Origin of the sequence: Pelagibius sp. Alg239-R121 (assembly GCF_947331435.1) — a bacterium.
Lineage (GTDB): Bacteria > Pseudomonadota > Alphaproteobacteria > Kiloniellales > Kiloniellaceae > Denitrobaculum.
In genome coordinates this window covers 585,163-606,164 of the sequence record NZ_CAMZOF010000001.1, presented here as the reverse complement: position 1 = coordinate 606,164, position 21,002 = coordinate 585,163, and the positions used below count along the sequence as shown (strand labels likewise).

Annotated in this window: 23 protein-coding genes; 12 read left to right on the top strand and 11 right to left on the bottom strand. The window is 57.4% G+C overall.

Annotated features, from left to right (window positions below):
* The first annotated feature begins 102 nt into the window (after positions 1 to 102).
* The 7 genes from rbfA to QMZ18_RS02555 all read left to right on the top strand — a co-directional run bounded on the left by rbfA (position 103) and on the right by QMZ18_RS02555 (position 6,058).
* Positions 103 to 543, top strand: a complete 441-nt coding sequence (rbfA, locus tag QMZ18_RS02585) for a 30S ribosome-binding factor RbfA (RefSeq protein ID WP_282604665.1) — start codon at positions 103 to 105, stop codon at positions 541 to 543.
* Positions 533 to 1,471, top strand: coding sequence for a tRNA pseudouridine(55) synthase TruB (gene truB / locus QMZ18_RS02580; protein WP_282604664.1), 939 nt, complete (start codon positions 533 to 535; stop codon positions 1,469 to 1,471). Before rbfA ends, truB begins: the two co-directional genes overlap by 11 nt.
* Before the next feature lie 72 nt (positions 1,472 to 1,543).
* Positions 1,544 to 1,813, top strand: coding sequence for a 30S ribosomal protein S15 (gene rpsO, locus QMZ18_RS02575; RefSeq protein ID WP_282604663.1), 270 nt, complete (start codon positions 1,544 to 1,546; stop codon positions 1,811 to 1,813).
* Between the two features lie 266 nt (positions 1,814 to 2,079).
* Complete coding sequence (gene pnp / locus QMZ18_RS02570) at positions 2,080 to 4,188, top strand: polyribonucleotide nucleotidyltransferase (RefSeq protein WP_282604662.1); 2,109 nt, start codon at positions 2,080 to 2,082, stop codon at positions 4,186 to 4,188.
* Positions 4,189 to 4,455: 267 nt separating this feature from the next.
* Positions 4,456 to 5,199: a glycerophosphodiester phosphodiesterase gene (ugpQ, locus tag QMZ18_RS02565; protein WP_282604661.1), complete on the top strand. Its 744-nt coding sequence runs from the start codon at positions 4,456 to 4,458 to the stop codon at positions 5,197 to 5,199.
* A 77-nt stretch (positions 5,200 to 5,276) separates the two neighbouring features.
* Entirely contained in the window at positions 5,277 to 5,696 is a 420-nt protein-coding gene (locus QMZ18_RS02560) for a RidA family protein (protein WP_282604660.1), read from the top strand.
* Entirely contained in the window at positions 5,693 to 6,058 is a 366-nt protein-coding gene (locus tag QMZ18_RS02555) for a nuclear transport factor 2 family protein (RefSeq protein ID WP_282604659.1), read from the top strand. The genes QMZ18_RS02560 and QMZ18_RS02555 overlap by 4 nt, the downstream gene beginning before the upstream one ends.
* Before the next feature lie 83 nt (positions 6,059 to 6,141).
* Here QMZ18_RS02555 and QMZ18_RS02550 read toward each other — a convergent pair whose 3' ends face one another.
* The 3 genes from QMZ18_RS02550 to fabA all read right to left on the bottom strand — a co-directional run bounded on the left by QMZ18_RS02550 (position 6,142) and on the right by fabA (position 8,847).
* A complete protein-coding gene (locus QMZ18_RS02550) occupies positions 6,142 to 6,930 on the bottom strand; it encodes an enoyl-ACP reductase (protein ID WP_282605583.1) in 789 nt (262 codons plus the stop codon).
* Between the two features lie 135 nt (positions 6,931 to 7,065).
* Entirely contained in the window at positions 7,066 to 8,286 is a 1,221-nt protein-coding gene (gene fabB / locus QMZ18_RS02545; protein ID WP_282604658.1) for a beta-ketoacyl-ACP synthase I, read from the bottom strand.
* 42 nt (positions 8,287 to 8,328) lie between these two features.
* Positions 8,329 to 8,847 (bottom strand): 3-hydroxyacyl-[acyl-carrier-protein] dehydratase FabA, encoded by a 519-nt coding sequence (gene fabA, locus QMZ18_RS02540; protein ID WP_282604657.1) that lies wholly within the window; start codon positions 8,845 to 8,847, stop codon positions 8,329 to 8,331.
* Between the two features lie 354 nt (positions 8,848 to 9,201).
* On the opposite strand from fabA, the gene irrA reads away from it, so the two are divergent.
* The 4 genes from irrA to QMZ18_RS02520 all read left to right on the top strand — a co-directional run bounded on the left by irrA (position 9,202) and on the right by QMZ18_RS02520 (position 12,794).
* The gene (irrA, locus tag QMZ18_RS02535; protein WP_282604656.1) at positions 9,202 to 9,624 is read left to right on the top strand and encodes an iron response transcriptional regulator IrrA; all 423 of its coding nucleotides are present in this window, start codon (positions 9,202 to 9,204) and stop codon (positions 9,622 to 9,624) included.
* Positions 9,625 to 9,939: 315 nt separating this feature from the next.
* The gene (locus tag QMZ18_RS02530; RefSeq protein ID WP_282604655.1) at positions 9,940 to 10,353 is read left to right on the top strand and encodes a rubrerythrin family protein; all 414 of its coding nucleotides are present in this window, start codon (positions 9,940 to 9,942) and stop codon (positions 10,351 to 10,353) included.
* Between the two features lie 441 nt (positions 10,354 to 10,794).
* A complete protein-coding gene (locus QMZ18_RS02525) occupies positions 10,795 to 12,135 on the top strand; it encodes a heterodisulfide reductase-related iron-sulfur binding cluster (protein ID WP_282604654.1) in 1,341 nt (446 codons plus the stop codon).
* A 68-nt stretch (positions 12,136 to 12,203) separates the two neighbouring features.
* Positions 12,204 to 12,794 (top strand): DUF3501 family protein, encoded by a 591-nt coding sequence (locus tag QMZ18_RS02520; RefSeq protein ID WP_282604653.1) that lies wholly within the window; start codon positions 12,204 to 12,206, stop codon positions 12,792 to 12,794.
* A gap of 90 nt (positions 12,795 to 12,884) precedes the next feature.
* Here the strand turns inward: QMZ18_RS02520 and QMZ18_RS02515 are convergent, their stop codons facing one another.
* The 3 genes from QMZ18_RS02515 to QMZ18_RS02505 all read right to left on the bottom strand — a co-directional run bounded on the left by QMZ18_RS02515 (position 12,885) and on the right by QMZ18_RS02505 (position 15,249).
* Positions 12,885 to 13,520 (bottom strand): glutathione S-transferase family protein, encoded by a 636-nt coding sequence (locus tag QMZ18_RS02515; protein ID WP_282604652.1) that lies wholly within the window; start codon positions 13,518 to 13,520, stop codon positions 12,885 to 12,887.
* A gap of 68 nt (positions 13,521 to 13,588) precedes the next feature.
* Positions 13,589 to 14,605 (bottom strand): dipeptidase, encoded by a 1,017-nt coding sequence (locus QMZ18_RS02510; RefSeq protein WP_282604651.1) that lies wholly within the window; start codon positions 14,603 to 14,605, stop codon positions 13,589 to 13,591.
* Positions 14,606 to 14,664: 59 nt separating this feature from the next.
* Positions 14,665 to 15,249: an SH3 domain-containing protein gene (locus QMZ18_RS02505; protein ID WP_282604650.1), complete on the bottom strand. Its 585-nt coding sequence runs from the start codon at positions 15,247 to 15,249 to the stop codon at positions 14,665 to 14,667.
* A gap of 248 nt (positions 15,250 to 15,497) precedes the next feature.
* Between QMZ18_RS02505 and QMZ18_RS02500 the strand changes: the two genes are divergently transcribed.
* Positions 15,498 to 16,484 (top strand): D-glycerate dehydrogenase, encoded by a 987-nt coding sequence (locus tag QMZ18_RS02500; protein WP_282604649.1) that lies wholly within the window; start codon positions 15,498 to 15,500, stop codon positions 16,482 to 16,484.
* 21 nt (positions 16,485 to 16,505) lie between these two features.
* On the opposite strand, the gene QMZ18_RS02495 is transcribed toward QMZ18_RS02500, so the two are convergent.
* From QMZ18_RS02495 to coaBC, 5 genes are all read right to left on the bottom strand, one after another.
* On the bottom strand, positions 16,506 to 17,336 hold the full coding sequence (locus tag QMZ18_RS02495; protein WP_282604648.1) for a molybdopterin-synthase adenylyltransferase MoeB: 831 nt from the start codon (positions 17,334 to 17,336) through the stop codon (positions 16,506 to 16,508).
* Between the two features lie 177 nt (positions 17,337 to 17,513).
* Positions 17,514 to 18,533: a cysteine synthase A gene (gene cysK, locus QMZ18_RS02490; protein ID WP_282604647.1), complete on the bottom strand. Its 1,020-nt coding sequence runs from the start codon at positions 18,531 to 18,533 to the stop codon at positions 17,514 to 17,516.
* A 48-nt stretch (positions 18,534 to 18,581) separates the two neighbouring features.
* Positions 18,582 to 19,040: an Rrf2 family transcriptional regulator gene (locus QMZ18_RS02485; RefSeq protein ID WP_282604646.1), complete on the bottom strand. Its 459-nt coding sequence runs from the start codon at positions 19,038 to 19,040 to the stop codon at positions 18,582 to 18,584.
* Positions 19,041 to 19,045: 5 nt separating this feature from the next.
* Positions 19,046 to 19,537, bottom strand: coding sequence for a dUTP diphosphatase (dut, locus tag QMZ18_RS02480; protein ID WP_322097119.1), 492 nt, complete (start codon positions 19,535 to 19,537; stop codon positions 19,046 to 19,048).
* 182 nt (positions 19,538 to 19,719) lie between these two features.
* On the bottom strand, positions 19,720 to 20,964 hold the full coding sequence (coaBC, locus tag QMZ18_RS02475) for a bifunctional phosphopantothenoylcysteine decarboxylase/phosphopantothenate--cysteine ligase CoaBC (RefSeq protein WP_282604645.1): 1,245 nt from the start codon (positions 20,962 to 20,964) through the stop codon (positions 19,720 to 19,722).
* Positions 20,965 to 21,002: the final 38 nt, after the last annotated feature.

Here is a 21,002-nt window from a genome sequence, read left to right as displayed (position 1 = left end):
TTTGCTCCGGGCCGACTTCGCGCGAAGCTAATCTGCGACTCCAATGATTGGACGAGTGGCCATTAATTCGCCACTGCTCCGGTTGAAAACTAAGGAACGATCATGAAGCGAAGCCGGAGCCGGGCTCCGAGCCAGCGGCAACTTCGTGTGGGCGAAGAGCTGCGGCATGTTCTGTCAGAGATTATTTCTCGGGGCGGACTTTCTGACCCTGCCCTTTCGAACGCAAATCTAACCGTTACTGAAGTGCGTCTGAGTCCAGACCTGCGAAATGCGACCGTCTTTGTCATTCCCCTCGGCGGAGCCGAGCTGGAAAACAAAGTCGAAGCCCTCAATCGAGCAGCGAGCTACTTTCGCGGCCAGATCGCACGTGTTGTCGATCTGCGCAATAATCCCCGCCTGACATTTGCAGCGGATCGCTCTTTTGACGAAGCCAACAAGATTGACGCTATCCTCAGCCAACCAAGCGTCCGGCGTGATCTGACCGAACAACCGGACTTTGAGGATGCCGCTCAAGATCAGGGCGACGAGGACCATGGCGCGTAAGCGCAAAGGCCGCCCTGTTCATGGCTGGCTGATTGTCGATAAGCCGCTCGGCGTAACTTCGACCCAGATTGTCGGCCGGGTTCGCCGTGCACTTGATGCTCAAAAAATTGGACACGGCGGTACGCTCGATCCATTAGCGACCGGGGTTCTGCCGCTTGCTTTGGGCGAGGCAACCAAAACCGTTTCCTACGCTATGGACGGTCGCAAGACCTATCGTTTCGAGGTGTGCTGGGGCGAAGCCACATCGACGGACGATCGTGAAGGCGAGGTCACTGAAACCTCTGACCACCGGCCCGAAAGAGCAGAAATCGAAGCTGCGCTGGCGGACTTTCATGGCACGATCGCGCAGATCCCACCCCGTTTTTCCGCCATCAAGCTGCAGGGAGAGCGCGCCTACGATTTGGCACGGGAAAATCGCGAATTCGAGTTGGCGGCGCGGCCCGTTGAGATTGAAAGGTTTGTCCTTTGCGATTCGGACAGAGATACCTTCAACCCTGACCTTGCGAGTTTCGAGGTCGACTGCGGAAAAGGCACCTACGTACGCTCACTGGCGCGCGATCTGGCCCGGAAACTGGGGACGGTCGGGCATGTCAGTGCTTTGCGTCGGACGTCGGTGGGACCTTTCCATGAAAACGACGCGATTTCGCTGGAATCTCTTGAAGCGTTAGGGCATAGTCCCGCCGCCTTGGAGCTATTGCTCCCGGTAGAGACCGCGCTGGACGACATCCCGGCGCTGGCCTTATCCGAGACCGAGGCAGCGAGATTGCGATCCGGTCAGTCGGTGTCCATGTTGGCCCGCAGCCGAAGCGATCAAGTTCGCATGCTGAATAGCGGATCTATTGTGTTTGCCAAGACCGGCGATACACCGGTGGCCTTGGCGCGTTATGAAGCGGGCGATATTCACCCGGTCCGAGTACTCAACCTCTAGAGTGCGGTCATTCTTGCTTGAAGCATTCAAGCCTGTGGGTCGCTCTCTAACCTGTAAGACGAGGATACTGCGATGTCGATTACGACTGAGCGAAAGAACGAACTTGTTAAAGAATACGCCACGCACGAGGGCGACACCGGCTCACCTGAGGTACAGGTCGCGATTCTGACTGAACGGATTATCAACCTCACTGAGCACCTCAAGACGCATAAAAAAGATTTCCACTCGCGCCGCGGACTTTTGATCATGGTTGGTCAGCGCCGCCGCCTGCTGGATTATCTAAAGCGCAAGGAGCAGAGCCGTTACGACAGCTTGATCCAGCGCTTAGGCCTGCGCCGCTAGGTGTAGGGCACTCGCCATGAGGCTCCGCCCGCAATACCGCTCTGAACCCGTTTCGGTTTCGACCAGACGGGCAGAGGTTCGGGCGGGCCAATGGCGGGATATCCAATGAAAACGGTATTGCGGGTACGTCGGCGCAATATGCGATATGAGCCGGGCCAACGTAAGGGTCGTTGCGGCAAGGGGCAGCTTATGCCCGCCGTTACGACCCTTACGTGGGTCCGGTGTTTTTTTGATTCCGACGTGAATCTCTAAGGATCCATAATAAGATGTTTGACATATACACCAAAGAAATCGAGTGGGGCGGACGCACCCTGAAACTGGAGACGGGCCGTGTGGCTCGCCAGGCGGACGGTGCAGTTATCGCAACCTACGGCGATACGGTCGTGCTTTGCACGGCAGTTGGTCAGAAGTCGCCCAAACCGGGCATCGACTTTTTTCCACTCACGGTCAACTACCAGGAAAAGACCTTCGCTGCGGGTAAAATCCCAGGTGGCTTCTTCAAGCGTGAAGGCCGTCCGAGCGAAAAGGAAACCCTGACTTCGCGCCTGATTGACCGACCACTGCGTCCCCTGTTCGCCAAGGGCTACAAGAACGAGACCCAGGTGATCTGTACCGTCATCAGCCACGATCTGGAGAATGATCCAGACATCGTCGCCATGGTTGGTGCTTCCGCCGCTCTTACGATTTCAGGTCTCCCCTTCCTGGGGCCGATCGGTGGTGCGCGCGTGGGATACAAGGATGGCGAATACATCCTCAATCCACGCATGGACGAGATGGAAGAGTCCGATCTTGATCTGGTGCTTGCTGGCACCAGCGAAGGCGTCCTGATGGTCGAGTCGCAGGCCCAGGAACTGCCTGAAGACGTCATGCTCGGCGCCGTCAACTTCGGTCACGAAGCCATGATGCCGGTGATCAAGGCCATTATCGAGTTGGCTGAACGCTGTGCACGCGAACCGCGCGACGTGCCGCCGCCACCGCCGGAAGTCGAAGCTCTGCGCGAGAAGCTGTTGGCCGGTGGAATCATCGACAAGCTGTCGGAAGCCTACGGCGAAGCGGACAAATTGCTGCGCCAGGACAAGGTTGCTGCGGTCAAGGAAGCTGCCGCTGCCGATCTCAGCGAAGAAGAAATGCCCCTCACGGGTGGTCTCTTCAAGTCCCTGGAAAGCGATGTCGTTCGCGGCAACATTCTGAAGGGTCAGCCGCGGATTGACGGTCGTTCGAGCAAGGATGTGCGTGCGATCGATTGTCAGGTCGGCGTTCTACCGCTGACCCATGGGTCGGCGCTTTTCACCCGTGGCGAAACGCAGGCGCTGGTTACCACCACGCTCGGCACTGGCCAGGACGAGCAGATCATCGACCAGCTCGAGGGCAGCTATCGCGAACACTTCATGCTGCACTATAACTTCCCGCCCTATTCGGTCGGTGAGGCAAGCTTCCTGAAGTCCCCGGGCCGTCGCGAGATCGGCCACGGCAAGCTGGCCTGGCGTGCAGCGCGTCCGTTGCTGCCGGCTAAAGAAGATTTCCCCTACACCATCCGCGTGGTGTCCGAGATCACCGAATCTAACGGTTCCTCTTCCATGGCTTCGGTCTGTGGCGCTTCGCTGTCCCTGATGGATGCGGGTGTGCCTCTGAAGCGCCCGGTCGCCGGCATCGCGATGGGTCTGATTAAGGAAGGTGACGACTTCGCGGTCATCTCCGATATCCTTGGTGACGAAGATCACCTTGGTGACATGGACTTCAAGGTGGCCGGCACCGACGGTGGCATCACCTCGCTGCAGATGGACATCAAGATCACCTCGATCACCAAGGAGATCATGGAAATCGCTCTGGGTCAGGCGCGTGAAGGCCGTCTCCATATTCTGGGCGAAATGTCGAAGGCTTTGACGGACGCCCGCGAAGGTGTGTCGGATCACGCGCCGCGCATCACGACCTTCACGATCCCCAAAGATAAGATCCGTGAAGTGATCGGTACGGGCGGTAAGGTGATCCGTGAAATCTGCGAGACCACCGGCGCCAAGGTCGACATCGAAGACGACGGCACCATCAAGGTCGCGGCTGTTGATCAGGAGCAGGGTGAAGCGGCGATCAACTGGATCAAGTCCATTACGGCCGAACCCGAAGTTGGCGTGATCTATGACGGCAAGGTCGTCAAGATCATGGACTTCGGCGCTTTTGTGAACTTCATGGGGCCGCGCGACGGTCTCGTTCACATCAGCGAGCTCGCGAAGGAGCGGGTCGGAACCGTGGGCGACGTGGTCAAGGAAGGTGATCAGGTTAAGGTCAAGTGCATCGGCCTCGAGCGCGGCAAGGTCAAGCTGTCGATGAAGCGCGTCGATCAAGAAACCGGCGCAGATCTGGAAGCTGTTGCCGACTGATTGATTAGAGGCTTCGGCGACTGAAGAGCTTCCGAAAAAATAAAAAAGGGCGGGTGCTGATGCATCCGCCCTTTGTTTTTGTGAGTTTTAGCTATGCCCCCAGGGTGTGAATCATTAAAACGAACTGCTCTAACAATTTGATGTAGACGCTGATTCGTGCATTTCACAGATTCAGTGAAAAACGATCAGGTTCTAGGATGAAACGCCCGGTGTCGTCGTTAGCGGGCAGCAAGACTTTGTCTGGCTGGTGACGTTGGGGAGAACGCTGTGTCTGGAATAGTATCATTGCCGCGTATTATGGGGCATCGCGGTGCCGCTGCGTCGGCGCCGGAAAACACTCTGGCCGGCATTCGCCAGGCTGCAGCCTATGGAGCTGTTTGGGTTGAGTTTGATGTGAAGCTTACCGCTGACGGAATTCCGGTTTTGATGCACGATGACTCTCTCAAGCGCACCACTGGAAAAGACGCATTGGCGTCCGAGTTGAGCTTGGCAGATTTCAGGGCGCTCGACGCCGGCAGTTGGTTTGGCCCGGAGTTTGCCGGTGAAACTGTACCCTCCCTCGAGGAAACCCTTGGGCTATTGCGGGAGTTGGACATGGCCGCGAACATCGAAATCAAGCCCTCGCCGGGCGAAGAAGCCGATACGGTCACGAAGACTATTGAGGTGCTTGAGCGGGTCTGGCCGGCAACATCACCGGCACCGCTGATGAGCAGTTTCTCGCGTAGAAGCCTCGAAGCATTGCAGAAACAAGCGCCAAAACTGCCGCGCGGCTATCTTGTGGAAGAACTTCCAGACGATTGGTCATCGATTGCGAAGGATCTGGGCTGTGTCACGATCCATCATTACGCGAAGGCCGTGACGGCCAGGCAGGTGACCGAGACCAAGGCTGCCGGATATGGCCTGGCAGTCTACACGGTGAACGATCCGGAACAGGCGCGGGAGCTGCTTGAATGGGGTATTGACTGCCTGATCACTGATGCGCCGGATGTGATTGCCCAGGCGATTTCTTGATCGGATAACTCCAAAATCGGTCGTTTCTCTATTGAAACAACCTACAATTGCCCTAGAAAACGAATGGGAGGCGCAAGGTGAGCACATCTTCCACAAAATTTATCGTCCCGGAGGGCATTGCTGCGCCGGCGTCGAACTACAGCCATGGTGCCGTGGTGTCCGATTCTGCACGGCGGCTCGTAATTGCCGGCCAGGTGGGCCTCAACCCCGATGGCAGCCTCGCGGGGGATATGGCCGCACAGATGGAGCGTTGCTGGCTCAACATCTTTGCCATCCTGGAATCTCAAGGCATGGCCAAGCGAGACCTGATTAAGGTTACGGTCTACGTCACCCGGTCCGATGCGACGACGCTCTATCGGGAGATCCGCGACCGCGTGCTTGAGGGTCATGCGCCCGCCGCGACCTATGTCGTGGTGGCGGGGCTGGCCAGTCCGGATTTTCTGGTCGAAATCGAGGGCGAAGCGGTCGCCGCCGGCCGTCCCGGTCACGAAAGGTGAGCGCTACCCGGGATCTGACCGCGTTGACGCAGCACTATGTCGAATGCTCAAACCGGCACGATCTGGCCGCGATCGGGCCGATGTTCGCGGAAGATGCTGTTTACCGTTCGTCATCCGTCGGAACTTATCAAGGCCGCGCGGCGATCCTGGAGATGATGACGACGTTCTTCGAAAGCTTTCCAGATGTAACCTGGGAGATTGCGGACACCCGGCCGGATAGAAACCGGGCCGTCGTCTTCGATTTCACCATGCGAGCAACCAAGGCGGAAAGCGGCGAAGTCATCGTGCGCAATGGAGTCGAACTCCTGCGGTTTTCTGACTCCGGATCGATTACCGAAATCGACGTCCAAGTGACTGCCTAAAACCCGAGTTTGGCTGCTGTTAAATTCTGGTTGTCATCAATGCTTGGCTAAAATTAAAGTCGGGCTGAATCCCAATCCCAACCTCAGGCAGGCTTTTCTTCCCGCACCGGCGAGGGAATGCCGATCACATTGTAGCCGGCATCGACATGGTGGATCTCACCCGTCACGCCGGACGAAAGATCCGACAGCAGATAGAGCCCGGCCGAGCCGACTTCTTCCAGCAGGATGTTCCGCTTCAGAGGCGCATTGTCCCGGTTGAAACGAAAGGTATGACGCGCGTCTGCAATGGCCGAACCGGCAAGGGTGCGCATCGGTCCCGCTGAAATGGCATTGACCCGGATCCCCTGTGGTCCCAGGTCGGCGGCCAGATAACGGACACTGGCTTCCAGTGCCGCCTTAGCGACGCCCATGACGTTGTAGTTCGGCGTCACGCGCTCTGCACCTAGATAAGAGAGCGTCAGCAGGCTGCCACCATCGGTCATCAGGGCTGAGGCATGCTGCGCGACAGCGGTGAAGGAATGGCAGGAGATGGCCATGGTGCGGCGAAAGTTCTCGCGCGTCGTATCCAGATAGCGGCCTTTGAGCTCTTCCTTATCCGAATAGGCAATAGCGTGAACTACGAAATCCAAACTGCCCCAGGACTCCGCGAGCGAGGCGAAAACCTGCTTCACATCATCTTCGTTCTCGACGTCACAAGGTAACAGCAGGTTCGATCCGACCGATTCTGCGAGCGGCCCGACACGCCTGTGAAAGGCTTCGCCCTGATATGTAAAGGCCAGGCTTGCGCCCCGTTGATGTAGCGATTTTGCAATGCCCCAGGCGATCGAATGATCGTTGGCAACCCCCATCACGAGGCCGCGCTTGCCCGTCATTAGCGATGACTTGGACGTCACGTAATATGTTCCTCAATATCTTTCACGCGTTCACCTGCCCGGCCTGTGCCTAATGCTGGTGTGGCGTGAGTCTTGCCACTACCCGAAAACCGCTCTCTCCCTGTTGTTCGGGAGTTAGCTATTGTAGCGTTGGAATGCCAGCGACGCGTTGGTGCCACCAAAACCGAAGCTGTTGGACATCACACAATTGATCTGATTGCTCTCGTCCAGTTCCCGCACAATTGGAAATCCTTCTGCGCCGGGATCGAGGTTCTCGATATTGGCCGATGCACACAGGAAGTTGTTGTCCATCATCAGCAGCGAATAGATGATTTCGTGGACGCCGGTCGCTCCCTGGGAATGACCGGTCAATGACTTGGTCGAAGACACTTTTGGCATATCGGCACCGAAGACCTCGCGAATGGATTCCAGCTCGATGATATCGCCGACTGGTGTCGAGGTGCCGTGCGCATTGATGTAGTCGACAGGCGTATTGCCGAGATTGGCCATAGCCAACCGCATACAGCGCATGCCGCCCTCACCAGAGGGGGCCACCATATCCACGCCGTCGGAGGTCGCGGCATAGCCGACCACTTCGCCATAAATCTTGGCTCCACGGGCCTTGGCGTGCTCAAGCTCTTCCAGCACAACCACACCACCGCCTCCGGAGATCACGAAGCCGTCCCGATCCGCATCGTAAGCCCGGGAGGCTCGTTCCGGCGTATCATTGTACTTGCTCGAGAGGGCGCCCATGGCATCGAAGAGAACGGTCAGACTCCAGTGCAACTCTTCACCGCCACCGGCGAAGACAATGTCCTGTTTGCCCATCTGGATCAGCTCAGCACCGTTGCCGACGCAGTGCGCCGAAGTCGAGCAGGCCGAGGAGATGGAATAGGACAGACCTTTGATTTTGTATGCAGTCGAAAGGTTTGCGGAGTTCGTGCTCGACATACAGCGCGGTACCATATAGGGGCCGATCCGTTTCGGTCCCTTTTCCCGCGTGATATCCGCGGCCGCCACCTGATTGGACGTCGAGGGGCCGCCGGAGCCCATCACGAGTCCGGTCCGCTCGTGGGATATCTCGGAATCCGTCAAGCCGGCGTCGGCGATAGCCTCCTGCATGGCGACATAGTTATAGGCCGATCCGTCGCCCATGAAGCGGCGAACCTTGCGGTCAATCGCAGCATCGAGGTCGATGTTGAGTGAACCGTGGATATGAGAACGGAAGCCCATTTCGGCATAAGTTTCACAGAACTCGATGCCTGAACGGCCCTCACGCAGGGAAGAAATAACTTCCTGCTTGTTGTTGCCGATGCTGGAAACAATGCCCAGCCCAGTGACGACGACTCGTCGCATGATCTGCCTCTCCGAAGCGGATATCAAATATTCAGCGGTGTTTTACGCCGGTGCATCGCTGGTGAAAACACCGACGCGCAGATCCTTGACCTCGCAGGCATTTTCGCCGTCGACTTTCACAACACCGTCAGCAATGCCCATCACCAAGCGACGCATGATAACGCGCTTGAAGTCTATATGGTACGTGACTTGTTTTGCGGAAGGCAAAATCATGTTTCTCATTCTGACTTCGCCAACACCCAACGCCCTGCCCCGGCCTGGTGCTCCCTTCCAGCCAAGAAAAAATCCCACAAGCTGCCAAAGCGCATCCAGACCCAGGCAGCCGGGCATGACCGGATCGCCTTCAAAGTGGCACTTAAAGAACCAGAGATCAGGATTTATATCGAACTCGGCAGTGATCTCGCCTTTGTCGAATTCTCCACCGACGTCGGTGATGTTGGTGATGCGGTCGAACATCAGCATCGGAGGCATTGGCAACTGCGCGTTACCGGGGCCAAAGAGTTCGCCCTGGGCGCACTTGATCAGATCTTCGTATGAGAAGTTATTCGGTCGTTCGGTCAAAGGCCTCAATCCAACAAACTAGTACTTTTACGCAAACTCGGGGGATCACGTAGATTTTCAGGGCGTTTTTTTGGTGATCCTGAACTCCGTCTTTTACGGCGACCAGGAGTGCGTTCCCGACAGTTCCCCCTAAGCCAAGACGCGGACTATAGCACAGCGCATTACCAGAAAAACCATAACAAACTCAAGGACCCAATGGAAAACGCAAAAAGTCGTGACTAGATGTATTTGTACCCAATGGCAGCCTGCTTCGGCGGGGTTTGAGTCGCTGCAGATTATAGTCATTCCAAAAAAAACAACAGATTACTGTTCTAAAGTCTTTAATTTTGTACGGATGTGCGTATATTGAGACTTATGACCACAAAACGCCCCTATAGCGCCCTGATCGATCAGCTTAAGACCGCCGGATTGCGTCCGACACGTCAGCGCCTGGCGCTGGCAAAGCTGTTGTTCGAAGGTGGAAACCGGCACTTCACGGCCGAGCAGCTTCACGCCGAGGCCATGGGTGCGGAAGTCAGAGTTTCCCTGGCCACGGTCTACAACACTCTACATCAGTTCAACGATGCCGGATTGTTACGCGAAGTGGTCGTGGAGGCGGGACGGTCCTATTTCGACACCAATATGGATGATCACCACCATTTCTATATGGAAGGTTCAGGTGAGCTGCAGGATGTCGATTGCGACGAGGTGGTTCTGACCGCGCTGCCTGATGCGCCCGAGGGCATGAAAGTCTCGCGCGTGGATGTCATCATTCGCCTGAACCCGGCGAACGATTAGCATCTAATTTGTGGAGCGCAATCGTTCTTGATTGCCTCCCGGCCTGTTTGATCTGAGGCGAATTCACAGTTATTTTTGGATTCAAGAAAAACGATCAACCTCTTACTGATATTATTCTTTCTAGAACTATTCTAAACGGTTTGACATGACCGTTTGAAGGTCGTATTAACCCTCATCGAGTCTGATCGGCACCCTTTAAAACAAGGGCGGTCATGCTTGGCTCGGACCACGGCTAGTTATTAATGCTATGACCGTGGAGTCGGCTGTGATCTGAGGCAGTCGCATCCGTAACCCGCATTCTGGAGGGAGAATACTATGTCGCTAAAGGGTTCAAAGACCGAAGGTAACCTCAAAGACGCCTTTGCCGGCGAAAGCCAGGCAAATCGTCGCTATCTCTATTTCGCACAAAAAGCTGACGTCGAAGGCTACAACGATGTCGCTTCCGTGTTCCGTTCGACTGCAGAGGGCGAGACCGGTCATGCCCATGGCCATCTTCAGTTCCTCGAGGAAGTTGGCGATCCCGCTACCGGTGAGCCAATTGGTGAAACGTCATTGAACCTGAAAGCTGCCATCGCCGGCGAAACTCACGAATACACGGACATGTATCCGGGTATGGCCCGCACGGCCCGTGAAGAAGGTTTCGACGAGATTGCAGACTGGTTTGAGACTCTGGCGAAGGCTGAAAAGAGCCACGCCGGCCGATTCCAGAAAGCACTCGACACGATGTAAGGCGCTTTGCGTCCGCTGTATCGCCGGATTTCGGGGAAGGAAAATCTTCTTCCCGGTGTTCCGGTTTGTGACGGGCGTGCTTGTTCCGCGGATTATGTGGTGGAATTCCCTTCTGTCGGTGGAGTGGTGCCGTGTTGGGAAGGTACCGGAGCAGCTGCGGCGCATTATTTTCGCTGAGTACCGCATAAGGTTCGCAGGATCGTTCTTCGGATCGATCCCGCGAACCCGTTATTTTCCAATCTGAAGGGATCGCCGGCTTTATTTGCTGGCTGCTGTTGCCGGGCGCGGGGATGTCCTGGCAGGCGCCGTGCCGGGACGATCTGCGCAGCTTGACGAGTGCCTGATCGATGGGTCACTTCGAATCAGAGCTACGCTGCGCGTCTGCCCCCTGTTGACGACATCGCGAGGGCGAGACCTGAGAGTGCTGAGAGGGCAATATCCATGAGCGAAGGTGGTTTGGGCGCACCGGTCCGCTACGCGATCGACTGGAACGATCCCGATTTTTATGATTTCGACAAGATCAACGCCGAGCTGGAGCGCGTATTCGACATCTGTCACGGCTGTCGGCGCTGTTTCAATCTCTGCGAATCCTTTCCGATCCTCTTTGACCTGATCGATGATTCGGAAAGCGGAGAACTGGATACGGTCGATGTTGCTGACTATAAGCCGGTCGTAGACGCCTGCACGCTCTGCGACATGTGTTTCATGGTCTCCTGTCCCTACGTTCCGCCGCACGAATTCAATCTCGATTTCCCCCACCTCATGCTTCGCTACCGCGCCGCCGAACTAAAAGCCGGCAAGGCAGACAAGGCGCTCATGGAGCTGACCAAGACGGACCGCAACGGCAAACTCGCCGGCATGATGCCCGGCTTGGCGAATTGGGCCAGCGACACCGGAAACAGTCTGACCCGTCCGATCTTGGAAAAGACGATGGGTATCGACAAAGAGGCAGCGTTGCCGAAGTTCCATGGCAAGACCTTTGCCCTGCGTGCCAAGAGCGATGGCACTGCGCCCAACAAGGATGCGCCGGCTTACGGCCGCAAGGTGGCGCTCTATGCCACCTGTTTCGTGAACTACAACAATCCGGCCATTGGGGAATCCGCCCGCGCCGTACTGGCGCACAACGGCGTCGAGACCGAAGTGGTCTATCCGTCCTGCTGCGGCATGCCGCAGTTCGAGCAGGGTGATATCGCCAAGGTGGCCGAATCCGCGAAGCGTGTGGCCGCCGAGATGTCGACCTGGATCGATAAGGGCTACGACATTGTTGCGCTGACGCCATCCTGCGCCCTGATGCTAAAGTTCGAATGGCCCTTGATCCTGCCGGATGACGAGAGCGTAAAGAAGCTTTCTGCGTCAACCTCGGACATCACCGAGTACGTGGTCGATATTGCCAAGAAAGAGGGTTTGGCCGATGGGCTCTCTTCATTGGATGGCGGTGTCGCGCTGCATATGGCATGCCACGCGCGGGCGCAGAACATGGGTGCCAAGGCCGCCGAGATGCTGCGGTTTGTGCCTGAAGCCGACATCAAGGTCATCGAGCGTTGCTCGGGCCATGGCGGCAGCTGGGGCTGTATGAAGGACAATTTCGAAAAGGCTATCAAGGTCGGGCGCACCGCGGCCCGCCAGGCGGCCAGCAGCGGCAAGACCTACATTGCCTCCGAGTGCCCACTTGCCGGAACCCATATCCTACAGGGTATCGAACGCCTGAAGATGGATGATAAGCCACAGATCGAGGAAGCCCAGCATCCGATCGAGCTGATGGCGCGCGCCTACGGTTTGTAACCTCTGCGATAGGATTTTCCCTATCGTGTAAATTGAGAAGATGAATGTCAGTTTCAGGAGAAACCGCAATGGCGGAAAAGCGCATGATTACGGCTGACGATATCCTGCCTATGGAGGTTTATGCCGCCGACCGCAAGTCTCGACGCAAAGCACTGGTCGACGTGAAGCGCCACCGCCGTCTTGAGGTCGGCCCGGTCTGCACTTTTTATTTCGAGAACTACGAGACCATGTGGTCTCAGGTTCAGGAGATGCTCTACATCGAAAAGGGCGGCGACGAGCAGCTTAAGGACGAGCTGGAGGCTTATAATCCACTGATCCCCCAGGGCAGCGAACTGGTCGCCACGGTGATGTTCGAAATCGACGAACCGGTGCGCCGGGCGACCTTTCTCTCAAAGTTGGGCGGGGTCGAGGAGACGGCCTTCTTCCAGTTTGACGGTGAGACCGTGATAGGCGTTCCCGAAGAGGATGTTGATCGGACCACGGCCGACGGCAAGGCCTCGGCAGTACAGTTCATCCACTTTCCTTTCACCGCCGACCAGGTCGCCAAGTTCCGGTCCGAAGGCAACCAGGTGATCCTGGGCTTCAAGCACGAGTTCTATAGCCACATGGCCGTCTTGCCGGAAGCCGTCCGTGCGGCGCTGGCGCAAGACTTCGATTAGAGTCTGATTGACTGCTTTACGCGACCGAGAACGATCGCGTTCTATAGCCTGCGGATTGTCTGATTCGCAGCGCCGGAATTTCTTCTTTTATCAGATGTCGATGTTCTGTGGTGGTTTGAGGCAGCGCGCAATGGCGGGTCTCTGACCGACGATCTCGTGGCACGCCCTGATTGCCGGATAAGCTTCCAGCAATTGCTCCATCGGCCGGAACCACGTCACCAGCATGGTCATGTAGATGTCCGCCAGACTGAAGCGTGAACCCAGGTGAAAAGGGCCGTTTGCGCTCAGGTGTGCATCCACCGGCTGCCAGCATTCCATCAAAGCGTCGATCGATTTTGCCTTGACCTTGGGGGCATCAAGCGGGTCGGTCGAAAAACGCTGGGGATGGTAAAATCGCTTGTAGGTGTCCTGGACGTTGTTGGAGAGATAGAACAGAGACCGGAGAAACAGCGCGCGGAGCGGATGACCCGGCGGCGGCATGAGATCATCCAGTCCATGCTGCTCGGCCAGATACAGCATAATGGCAGTGGCCTCGTACAGGATCTGGCCGTCAGGCAGTTCGACTACCGGGACCTTACCCAGAGGGCTGATCGTTTTGTAGGCCCGCTTTCGGTTCTCCCCGGCAGCGATATCGACCGGGATCAGTTGATAGTCGAGTCCGGCTTCTTCCAGCACCGCATGCGGCCCGAAACTGGCCGTGTCAAAAGCCCAGTAGAGTTTGTACATCCTGCTGCTCCTTGTATGCACCGGACATCTGGATGGAGCCGTTTGCTAAGTGTTACTTCCAAAAGGTGTTACTTCCAAACCTGCTCCGCGATGCGTCTGAAGTTCCCCCCCAGAATGCCGGCGATCTCGCTCTTCCTGAAACCAACTGTGGCCAGTTCCGTTGCAATGTCGGGGAGGCGGCGGATATCCAGGTAGCTGACACCCTTTTCGTAGCCGGTCCCGGGCGGCCAGTAATGCGGGTTACGGGCAATCGATCCTGAGACATCGCTGGATTCTTGGTTCCCTGACGCGTCGTCTTCCGTGTCTTCTTCCTTCGGTGCGAAATCGAGACTCAGGCCGACGTGTTCCGGGCCGGTCAATTCGGCAATGTAGGCCGCGTGCCGGGCTACGTTCGAAGGACTCGGAACCTCTTCGCCCAGGAAGAGATTGACGCCGTTGATCCCAATCACCCCACCGGTGGCGGCACAGGCCTTAATCTGTTCGTCGGTGATGTTGCGGCCATGGTCGACCAGCGCCTTGGGGTTGGAGTGCGAAAAGACCACCGGATCGGCTGAAATTTCCATGGCCGCCATGGTGGTCTTGAAACCGCTGTGGGAGCAGTCCACCACCATGCCGACCCGGTTCATTTCGACAATCACCTGTCGCCCGAAATCGGTGAGGCCCGTGTCCTCGTCATGGCAGCCGGAGCCGGCCAGATTGTTACGGTTATAAGCAAAGAGCATGTGCCGGACACCCAGGTCGTAGTACAGCTGAACCATGTCGGTCCGCCCTGCCAGTGCATCCATGCCCTCGATATCGAAGGTGACTGCCAGCTTTCCGTCCGCGCGCGCCTGATCTATTTCGCTGACTGTCGAGACAAGACGGCAAAAGGGTGCTTCTGTCGGCAGGCGCCGCCGCAAGGCTGCGATGTTTTCGATGGTGCGGGTCCAGGCTTTGACGTCGTACCCCACGTTGATCGAGAGATAATCGACTCCAGCCTCGCGCCAAGGTTTAAGCAACGGCGCCAGGGGTGCGTCGGGCAGCATTTCGAAGCCGCAGTGATCGTCCCAGACCAGGCTGTCGCGATAGATCGCGGGGGCATCCATGATAGTGCTTCTCCCTAATCCTCTTAATAACAAGGAGCATTAATCCCGGTATCTGGGCGTTACTTCACGACCTCATCCGGATAAACACCAAAGATCTCCTGGTTCCTAAGCCAACCCCGCCGGCCGGCGACCTCGATTCGGCACCAGGTCCGGGAACATTCGATCAAGCGGCCGATAACGCCAGCCTCGGCACGCAGCAAGGCTGGCGCATCTTCACCCGGATCCTGGCGTAGAGTCTTGATCTCGTCCTTAATGATGACCGATCGCTTGCCTTGGAGCATATTCCGGTGCACCCAGCCCACAGTTCCCTCCCAGTCGCGGATCTGGCGCCAGGTGTCGAACTCGGCGATGATTTCAACCGGCAGATTGCTGCGGCGATAGACCCATTCGATCGGATACCGAAGGCCTGGTCCCTTGCGTAGGTTTACCTTGGGTTTCGCCAGCGAGACGTAGCGTGGCAGTGGCAAGCCGCTCTTTCCCAGCGTTGCGCCCTGTGCCGCGGCGCTTGCGCCTTCAGCCGATGCACTGAGCGGCAACATGCCGGAGCCCGCAGAAATAATCAGGACGGTGAACAGCAAACCAATTGCGGAGGACCTAAGAAGCGCAAAGGCAAAGGTAAGAGATTTTGTTGCAAACAAGATCATTGAACTTTGAGGCGAAAATTTCTGGTGTTTCCCGTCCAAACGGTGGCGGGCTCAACCAAGTGAGTTAGGATGTGGATCATGCCGGACGGCGTCGTCGCTGTCGATGATGAACGACAGTAGTCTCGTTCAACTCACCGTCCGCCCGGTTCTGGTCAAATTGCCCCGGCGAAAGGCGCCGTCGCGCTGGACAACACGGGGTTGCGCCTGCTATGGCAAGGACCGTTATCTTTCCTTATGGATCAAGGCTCATGCCGCAGAAAAAACCCCTCGTCATCGTGACTCGGCGACTTCCTGATGTGATCGAAACACGCATGATGGAGCTGTTCGATTGCCGCCTGAACCTGGACGACAGGCCGATGGCGCAAGCCGACCTGATCGATGCCATGAAGCAGGCAGAAGTCCTGGTGCCTACGGTTACCGACCGGATCGACGCGGGCACGCTTTCGCAGGCCGGTCCGGATCTGCGGCTTATCGCCTCGTTCGGCACCGGTGTCGATCACATCGATCTGAAATCCGCCCGTCAGCGTGGCATCAACGTAACCAACACGCCGGGTGTCCTGACCGAGGATACCGCCGACATGACAGTGGCTATGATGCTGGCCCTGCCCCGGCGTCTGATGGAAGGCGAACGGCTGGTGCGCTCCGGCGACTGGACTGGCTGGAGCCCGACAGGCATGTTGGGACATCGGATCTGGGGCAAGCGATTGGGGATTATCGGCATGGGCCGAATCGGCCAAGCTGTCGCGCGGCGCGCCAAAGGATTCGGCCTTTCGATCCATTATCACAACCGGCGCCGGGTCCATCCCGATGTCGAGGCAGAGTTGGAAGCGACCTATTGGGAGAGTCTCGATCAGATGCTGTCACGCATGGACATCATCTCGGTCAACTGCCCGCACACGCCGGCGACATTCCATCTGCTGTCGGCACGGCGTCTCAAGCTGCTGCATGAAACGGCCTTCATCGTTAACACCAGCCGCGGCGAAGTGATCGACGAGAATGCGTTGACCCGCATGTTGACGACGAAGGAAATTGCGGGCGCTGCGCTCGATGTGTTCGAGCACGAACCGGCGGTCAACCCAAAGCTCTTGAAGCTCGACAACGTGGTCCTGCTGCCGCATATGGGTTCGGCCACCATCGAGGGCCGGATTGCCATGGGCGAGAAGGTCATCATCAACATCAAGACCTTCGCCGACGGCCACACGCCGCCCGACCGGGTTCTCGAGGCGATGTTCTAAAAAACGATCAATTCGAAACGATCAGCCTTCGCGATCGGAGCTGAGAGTCCGCAGGATACCGCGCGACAGCTTGGCGCGCTGGGCAAAGTTAGTGGCTTGCGGTCCGCAGAGCTCGCAGGCAGGGTCCCTGCGGGTCTTGATCTTGCGGAATGTCGTTGCCAGGGAATCGTAGAGCAGGAGTGAACCCGATAGGCTCTCACCGATATCCAGCAGTTCCTTTACGACCTCGACTGCCTGCAGCGATCCCATAGTTCCGGCCAGAGCCCCGAGCACGCCAACATCGGCACAGCTGTTCTTAATATCTTGTTGCTGGGCGCCGAATAGGCAGCGGTAGCAGGGGTGTTCGCCTTCCTTGTAGGCCTTGAAGGTCGCTATCTGTCCGTCGAAGCGCATGATGGCAGCTGAAACCAGGGTTTTCTCAGCCAGAAAACAGGCGTCGTTGACGAGATAGCGTGTCGCGAAATTGTCCGAGCCGTCAGCGACCAAGTCGTAGCCTTCGATCACGCCGATTGCGTTTTCGGTTGTCAGGCGTTCCGCGTGTTCGATCACTTTGACTTCCGGGTTGATCTCAGCCAGGCGCCGGCGCGCACTGCGAACTTTCGGCTGACCGATTGCCGAGGTGTCGTGCAGGATCTGGCGCTGTAAGTTCGACAAATCCACGACATCGTCGTCAATAACTCCAAGCGTACCCACACCTGCTGCTGCCAGATAACTGAGCAGCGGTGAACCCAGGCCGCCGGCACCGATTACCAGGACCTTGGATTCGAGTAACCGGCCTTGGCCCCCATCGCCGATTTCCGGCAGTACCAGGTGCCTGGCGTAGCGGTCGATCTGTTCGTCAGTAAATTCCACGGTCACCTCATCGGACGAAGTCGGTCTTATATCCTGCCATATGGGGATCGCTTACGAGATACCCAGCAAGGGTTTCCTCCTTTAGACCGAATCCCTCTCTATTTCATTAGAGTCTGATCGTTTTTCGCTGTTTTAGAGAAAATCAACGCACGCCAGGCTTTGATTACTGTCGAGCGATCAGAAGCCTTCGAAGAGATCGGTACTGAGATAGCGTTCTGCGAAGGACGGCAGCACAACGACGATCAGCTTGCCCTCCATATCAGGCCGCGTACCGACCTCCAGCGCTGCTGCCAGTGCAGCCCCGGAAGAAATACCCACGGGCATGCCCTCAATGGCGGCCGCTTCGCGGGCCGTTCTGAAGGCTGTATCACTGCCGATCCGCAAGACCTCGTCGATCAGCGAGGTGTCCAGAATGTCCGGCACGAAGCCGGCGCCGATACCTTGGATCTTGTGGGGACCAGGCTGTCCGCCGGAGAGGATCGGACTGTCTTCGGGTTCGACGGCGATAATCTTGATCTCCGGCTTGCGCGCCTTTAGTGCTTGACCGACTCCACTCAAGGTTCCGCCCGTGCCCACGCCCATGACCACCGCATCAACCTCTCCGTGGGAATCGCGCCAGATCTCCTCGGCCGTCGCCGCCAGGTGGATCGCTGGGTTCGCGGGATTTTTGAATTGCTGCGGGATGACCGCATCCGGGAGTTCTTCCAGCAACTCTTCGGCTTTTGTGACGGCACCGCGCATACCGAGAGCACCATCCGTTAGAATCAACTCTGCGCCGAGGAAACGCAGCATCTTGCGACGCTCCACGGACATAGTTTCGGGCATGGTCAGGATCAGTCGGTAGCCCTTGGCCGCACAGACGAATGCCAGTGCGATGCCGGTATTGCCGCTGGTCGGTTCGATGATGGTTGTCTCAGGTCCAATCTTTCCGGCCTGCTCCAGGGCTTCAACCATCGACAACCCAATCCGATCCTTGACCGATGTGAGAGGATTGAAGAACTCGCACTTCCCCGCGATCTCCGCGACGGCTCCATGCGCAGCCTTCAACCTGCTGAGCCGAACCAGCGGCGTTGCACCAATGGTCTGCAGAACGTTGTCATAGATGCGGCCTCTGAATTCGGGCGCTTCGAACTCTGGCGATAGAGGTTCTGATGCATCGACGTGATTGGTTGGGAGAGACTTCTTATTTGTCGTCATATCTGTGTTGCGCAAATTTTCTTCAGCGGGTGCTTGTTTATTCCTGCTTTAAATCGAGAAGTCGGGAATGATACTACCGGTCTCCCGGGAGATGTTCTTTTCCCGGGCCCGGTCACAAAGCTGTTCGATGGTGGTGTTGTCGAAGCGTTCCATGATCTCGCGCTGCATGTCGATCCAAAGGGGCCGCACCACCTTCACGCCGATTTCAGAGCCGTCCGGTTCACTGGCCGGATCGATCGTACCCTCCAATTGGCGCACGATGCGAATAATCTCGCCCACCGAGATACGCCTTCGTTCCCGGGCCAGGCGATAGCCGCCGCGCGGACCTCGCTGTCCGGCAAGAATACCGTGATGGACAAGCTGTTGCAGGACCTGTTCGAGATATCGGCGCGGAATTCCCTGACGCCGCGAGATGTCGCTGGAGCGCACGGTGTCGCTGCCTGCGTGGTAGGCAATATCAACCACGGCCTCAATTGCGAACAGCAGCTTCTTGGACAGCCGTAGCATGTCCCCTATCCTCCGTTTACGTGTGCTGCGGCCTGAACAGCTTGAGGTCCAGTGCCGGTCGAGCCGAAACCACCGGTGCCACGTGCCGAAGCCTCCAAGTCTTCGCTTACCTGCCAGCTTCCTTGCAGGCAGGGAGCAATCACCATCTGGGCGATCCGGCTGCCGCGGGTAACAACAAAGGGCTCCTGGCCATGATTGATCAGGATGACACCGACCTCGCCGCGGTAGTCCGCGTCGATGGTGCCCGGTGAGTTCAAGACCGTTACGCCGCTCTTGAGCGCGAGGCCCGAGCGCGGACGGACCTGTGCTTCATAGCCGCCCGGCAGGGCAATCGCGAGGCCGCTGGGAACCAACTTGCGTTCACCAGGTGCCAGTGTCACGTCAGCGTCTACGGCGGCCACCAGATCCATGCCTGCACTTTGCGCGGTGGCATAAGCCGGCAATTCGAGGTCCGCGCCATGGGGCAGACGTTTTACGGCGATGGTGATTGGGCTCATGATCTCTCCTGCGTATTTTCTTATCGGGCCGGCTTGTTTCTTGGATAAGCTCTTTGCCTGCGCTTGCTCTTGTTTATTGCGCTCATCCACACTTCCAGAACATTGCGCATCGTGCGGTCAGTAATATCCACCTGGGTTCATTCAGTCTTTGTTATCGGGGCTCTGTCATCAGGTCTCTGTTATCAAGTTGGTGCGTCTCTAAAATGATCGGCGATGCGTTCGGCCAAACGCTGGGCGACATCAACCTTGCTCATGCGCTCCCAACTTTCCGCGCCCTGCTCATCGATGACATGGACAGAGTTATCACCTCCTCCGAAAGTGCCGCTGCCTGGGGATACGTCGTTCGCGATGATCCAATCGCAGGCCTTGCGCGTGCGTTTCTCCGTCGCCTGCCTTACCACGTCCTCCGTTTCGGCGGCGAAACCAACCACGAGTCCGGGCCGGTCGTTCCCTCGCTGGGAGAGGGATGCCAGAATGTCGGGATTGGGAGTCAGCTCTAAGTTTGGCACCTTGGCTCCGGAGCCGTTGCCGCCTGTTTTCTTGATTTTCCGGTTGCTTTGTGTCGCGACCCGCCAATCGGCGACAGCAGCGGCACAAACAGCAATATCGGCCGGCAGGGCATTCTCGCAAGCACTCAGCATCTGCTGGGCGGATTCGATATGAACCACATCCATGCCCGCCGGATCCTGTAGCTGAGTTGGTCCCGTCACCAGGGTTGTTCTCGCCCCAAGGCTGGTCAGGGCTTGGGCAATTGCGTGTCCTTGCTTGCCTGAAGACCGATTGGCGATATAGCGCACCGGGTCGATGGCTTCATGAGTGGGTCCACTGGTGACCAGGGCGCTGCGGCCTGCAAGAAGCCCGCCGCCGCTAGAGGCAGTTGGTGCGCGCCCCAGGGCATCCAACACAACCGCTAGAATTTCGCTGGGTTCCGCCATGCGGCCAAAGCCGAACTCGCCACAGGCCATGTCGCCTTCGTTAGGGCCAATCACGGTGACACCACGTGACTGCAATGTCGCGACATTAGCCCTTGTCGCAGGGTGATCCCACATACGCACGTTCATGGCTGGGGCGATCAGGACGTCTTTGTCGGTTGCCAGTAGAGCCGTGGAGGCCATGTCGTCGGCTTGGCCCGTCGCCATCTTGGCAATCAGATCCGCAGTTGCCGGGGCCACGACCAGCAGGTCGGCGTCGCGGGACAGCTGAATATGTCCCATCTCTGCTTCGTCGGTCAGCGAGAAAAGCTCACCGTAGACTTTATCCTCGGTAAGAGCAGACAGGGAGAGAGGCGTGACGAATTCCGCACCGGAACGGGTTAAAATACACCGCACCCTGATCGACTGCTCGCGAAGGCGGCGGATCAGTTCCAAAGCTTTATAAGCTGCGATTCCGCCAGCTACGACGAGCAGTACGCGGGTATCACCGGTCATGATTTCACCCGTTATTTAACGGTAAGTTAGCGTAGATA

Excerpts from the sequence above, each read along its gene's own strand:
- QMZ18_RS02510 (WP_282604651.1), bottom strand. The coding sequence starts at position 14,605 with ATGGATGCCCCCGCGATCTATCGCGACAGCCTGGTCTGGGACGATCAC.
- rpsO (WP_282604663.1), top strand. The coding sequence starts at position 1,544 with ATGTCGATTACGACTGAGCGAAAGAACGAACTTGTTAAAGAATACGCC.
- dut (WP_322097119.1), bottom strand. The coding sequence starts at position 19,537 with ATGAGCCCAATCACCATCGCCGTAAAACGTCTGCCCCATGGCGCGGAC.
- QMZ18_RS02530 (WP_282604655.1), top strand. The coding sequence starts at position 9,940 with ATGTCGCTAAAGGGTTCAAAGACCGAAGGTAACCTCAAAGACGCCTTT.
- irrA (WP_282604656.1), top strand. The coding sequence starts at position 9,202 with ATGACCACAAAACGCCCCTATAGCGCCCTGATCGATCAGCTTAAGACC.
- QMZ18_RS02500 (WP_282604649.1), top strand. The coding sequence starts at position 15,498 with ATGCCGCAGAAAAAACCCCTCGTCATCGTGACTCGGCGACTTCCTGAT.
- QMZ18_RS02505 (WP_282604650.1), bottom strand. The coding sequence starts at position 15,249 with ATGATCTTGTTTGCAACAAAATCTCTTACCTTTGCCTTTGCGCTTCTT.
- QMZ18_RS02550 (WP_282605583.1), bottom strand. The coding sequence starts at position 6,930 with ATGACGGGCAAGCGCGGCCTCGTGATGGGGGTTGCCAACGATCATTCG.
- cysK (WP_282604647.1), bottom strand. The coding sequence starts at position 18,533 with ATGACGACAAATAAGAAGTCTCTCCCAACCAATCACGTCGATGCATCA.
- fabB (WP_282604658.1), bottom strand. The coding sequence starts at position 8,286 with ATGCGACGAGTCGTCGTCACTGGGCTGGGCATTGTTTCCAGCATCGGC.
- QMZ18_RS02525 (WP_282604654.1), top strand. The coding sequence starts at position 10,795 with ATGAGCGAAGGTGGTTTGGGCGCACCGGTCCGCTACGCGATCGACTGG.
- pnp (WP_282604662.1), top strand. The coding sequence starts at position 2,080 with ATGTTTGACATATACACCAAAGAAATCGAGTGGGGCGGACGCACCCTG.
- truB (WP_282604664.1), top strand. The coding sequence starts at position 533 with ATGGCGCGTAAGCGCAAAGGCCGCCCTGTTCATGGCTGGCTGATTGTC.
- coaBC (WP_282604645.1), bottom strand. The coding sequence starts at position 20,964 with ATGACCGGTGATACCCGCGTACTGCTCGTCGTAGCTGGCGGAATCGCA.
- QMZ18_RS02520 (WP_282604653.1), top strand. The coding sequence starts at position 12,204 with ATGGCGGAAAAGCGCATGATTACGGCTGACGATATCCTGCCTATGGAG.
- QMZ18_RS02515 (WP_282604652.1), bottom strand. The coding sequence starts at position 13,520 with ATGTACAAACTCTACTGGGCTTTTGACACGGCCAGTTTCGGGCCGCAT.
- rbfA (WP_282604665.1), top strand. The coding sequence starts at position 103 with ATGAAGCGAAGCCGGAGCCGGGCTCCGAGCCAGCGGCAACTTCGTGTG.
- QMZ18_RS02485 (WP_282604646.1), bottom strand. The coding sequence starts at position 19,040 with ATGCTACGGCTGTCCAAGAAGCTGCTGTTCGCAATTGAGGCCGTGGTT.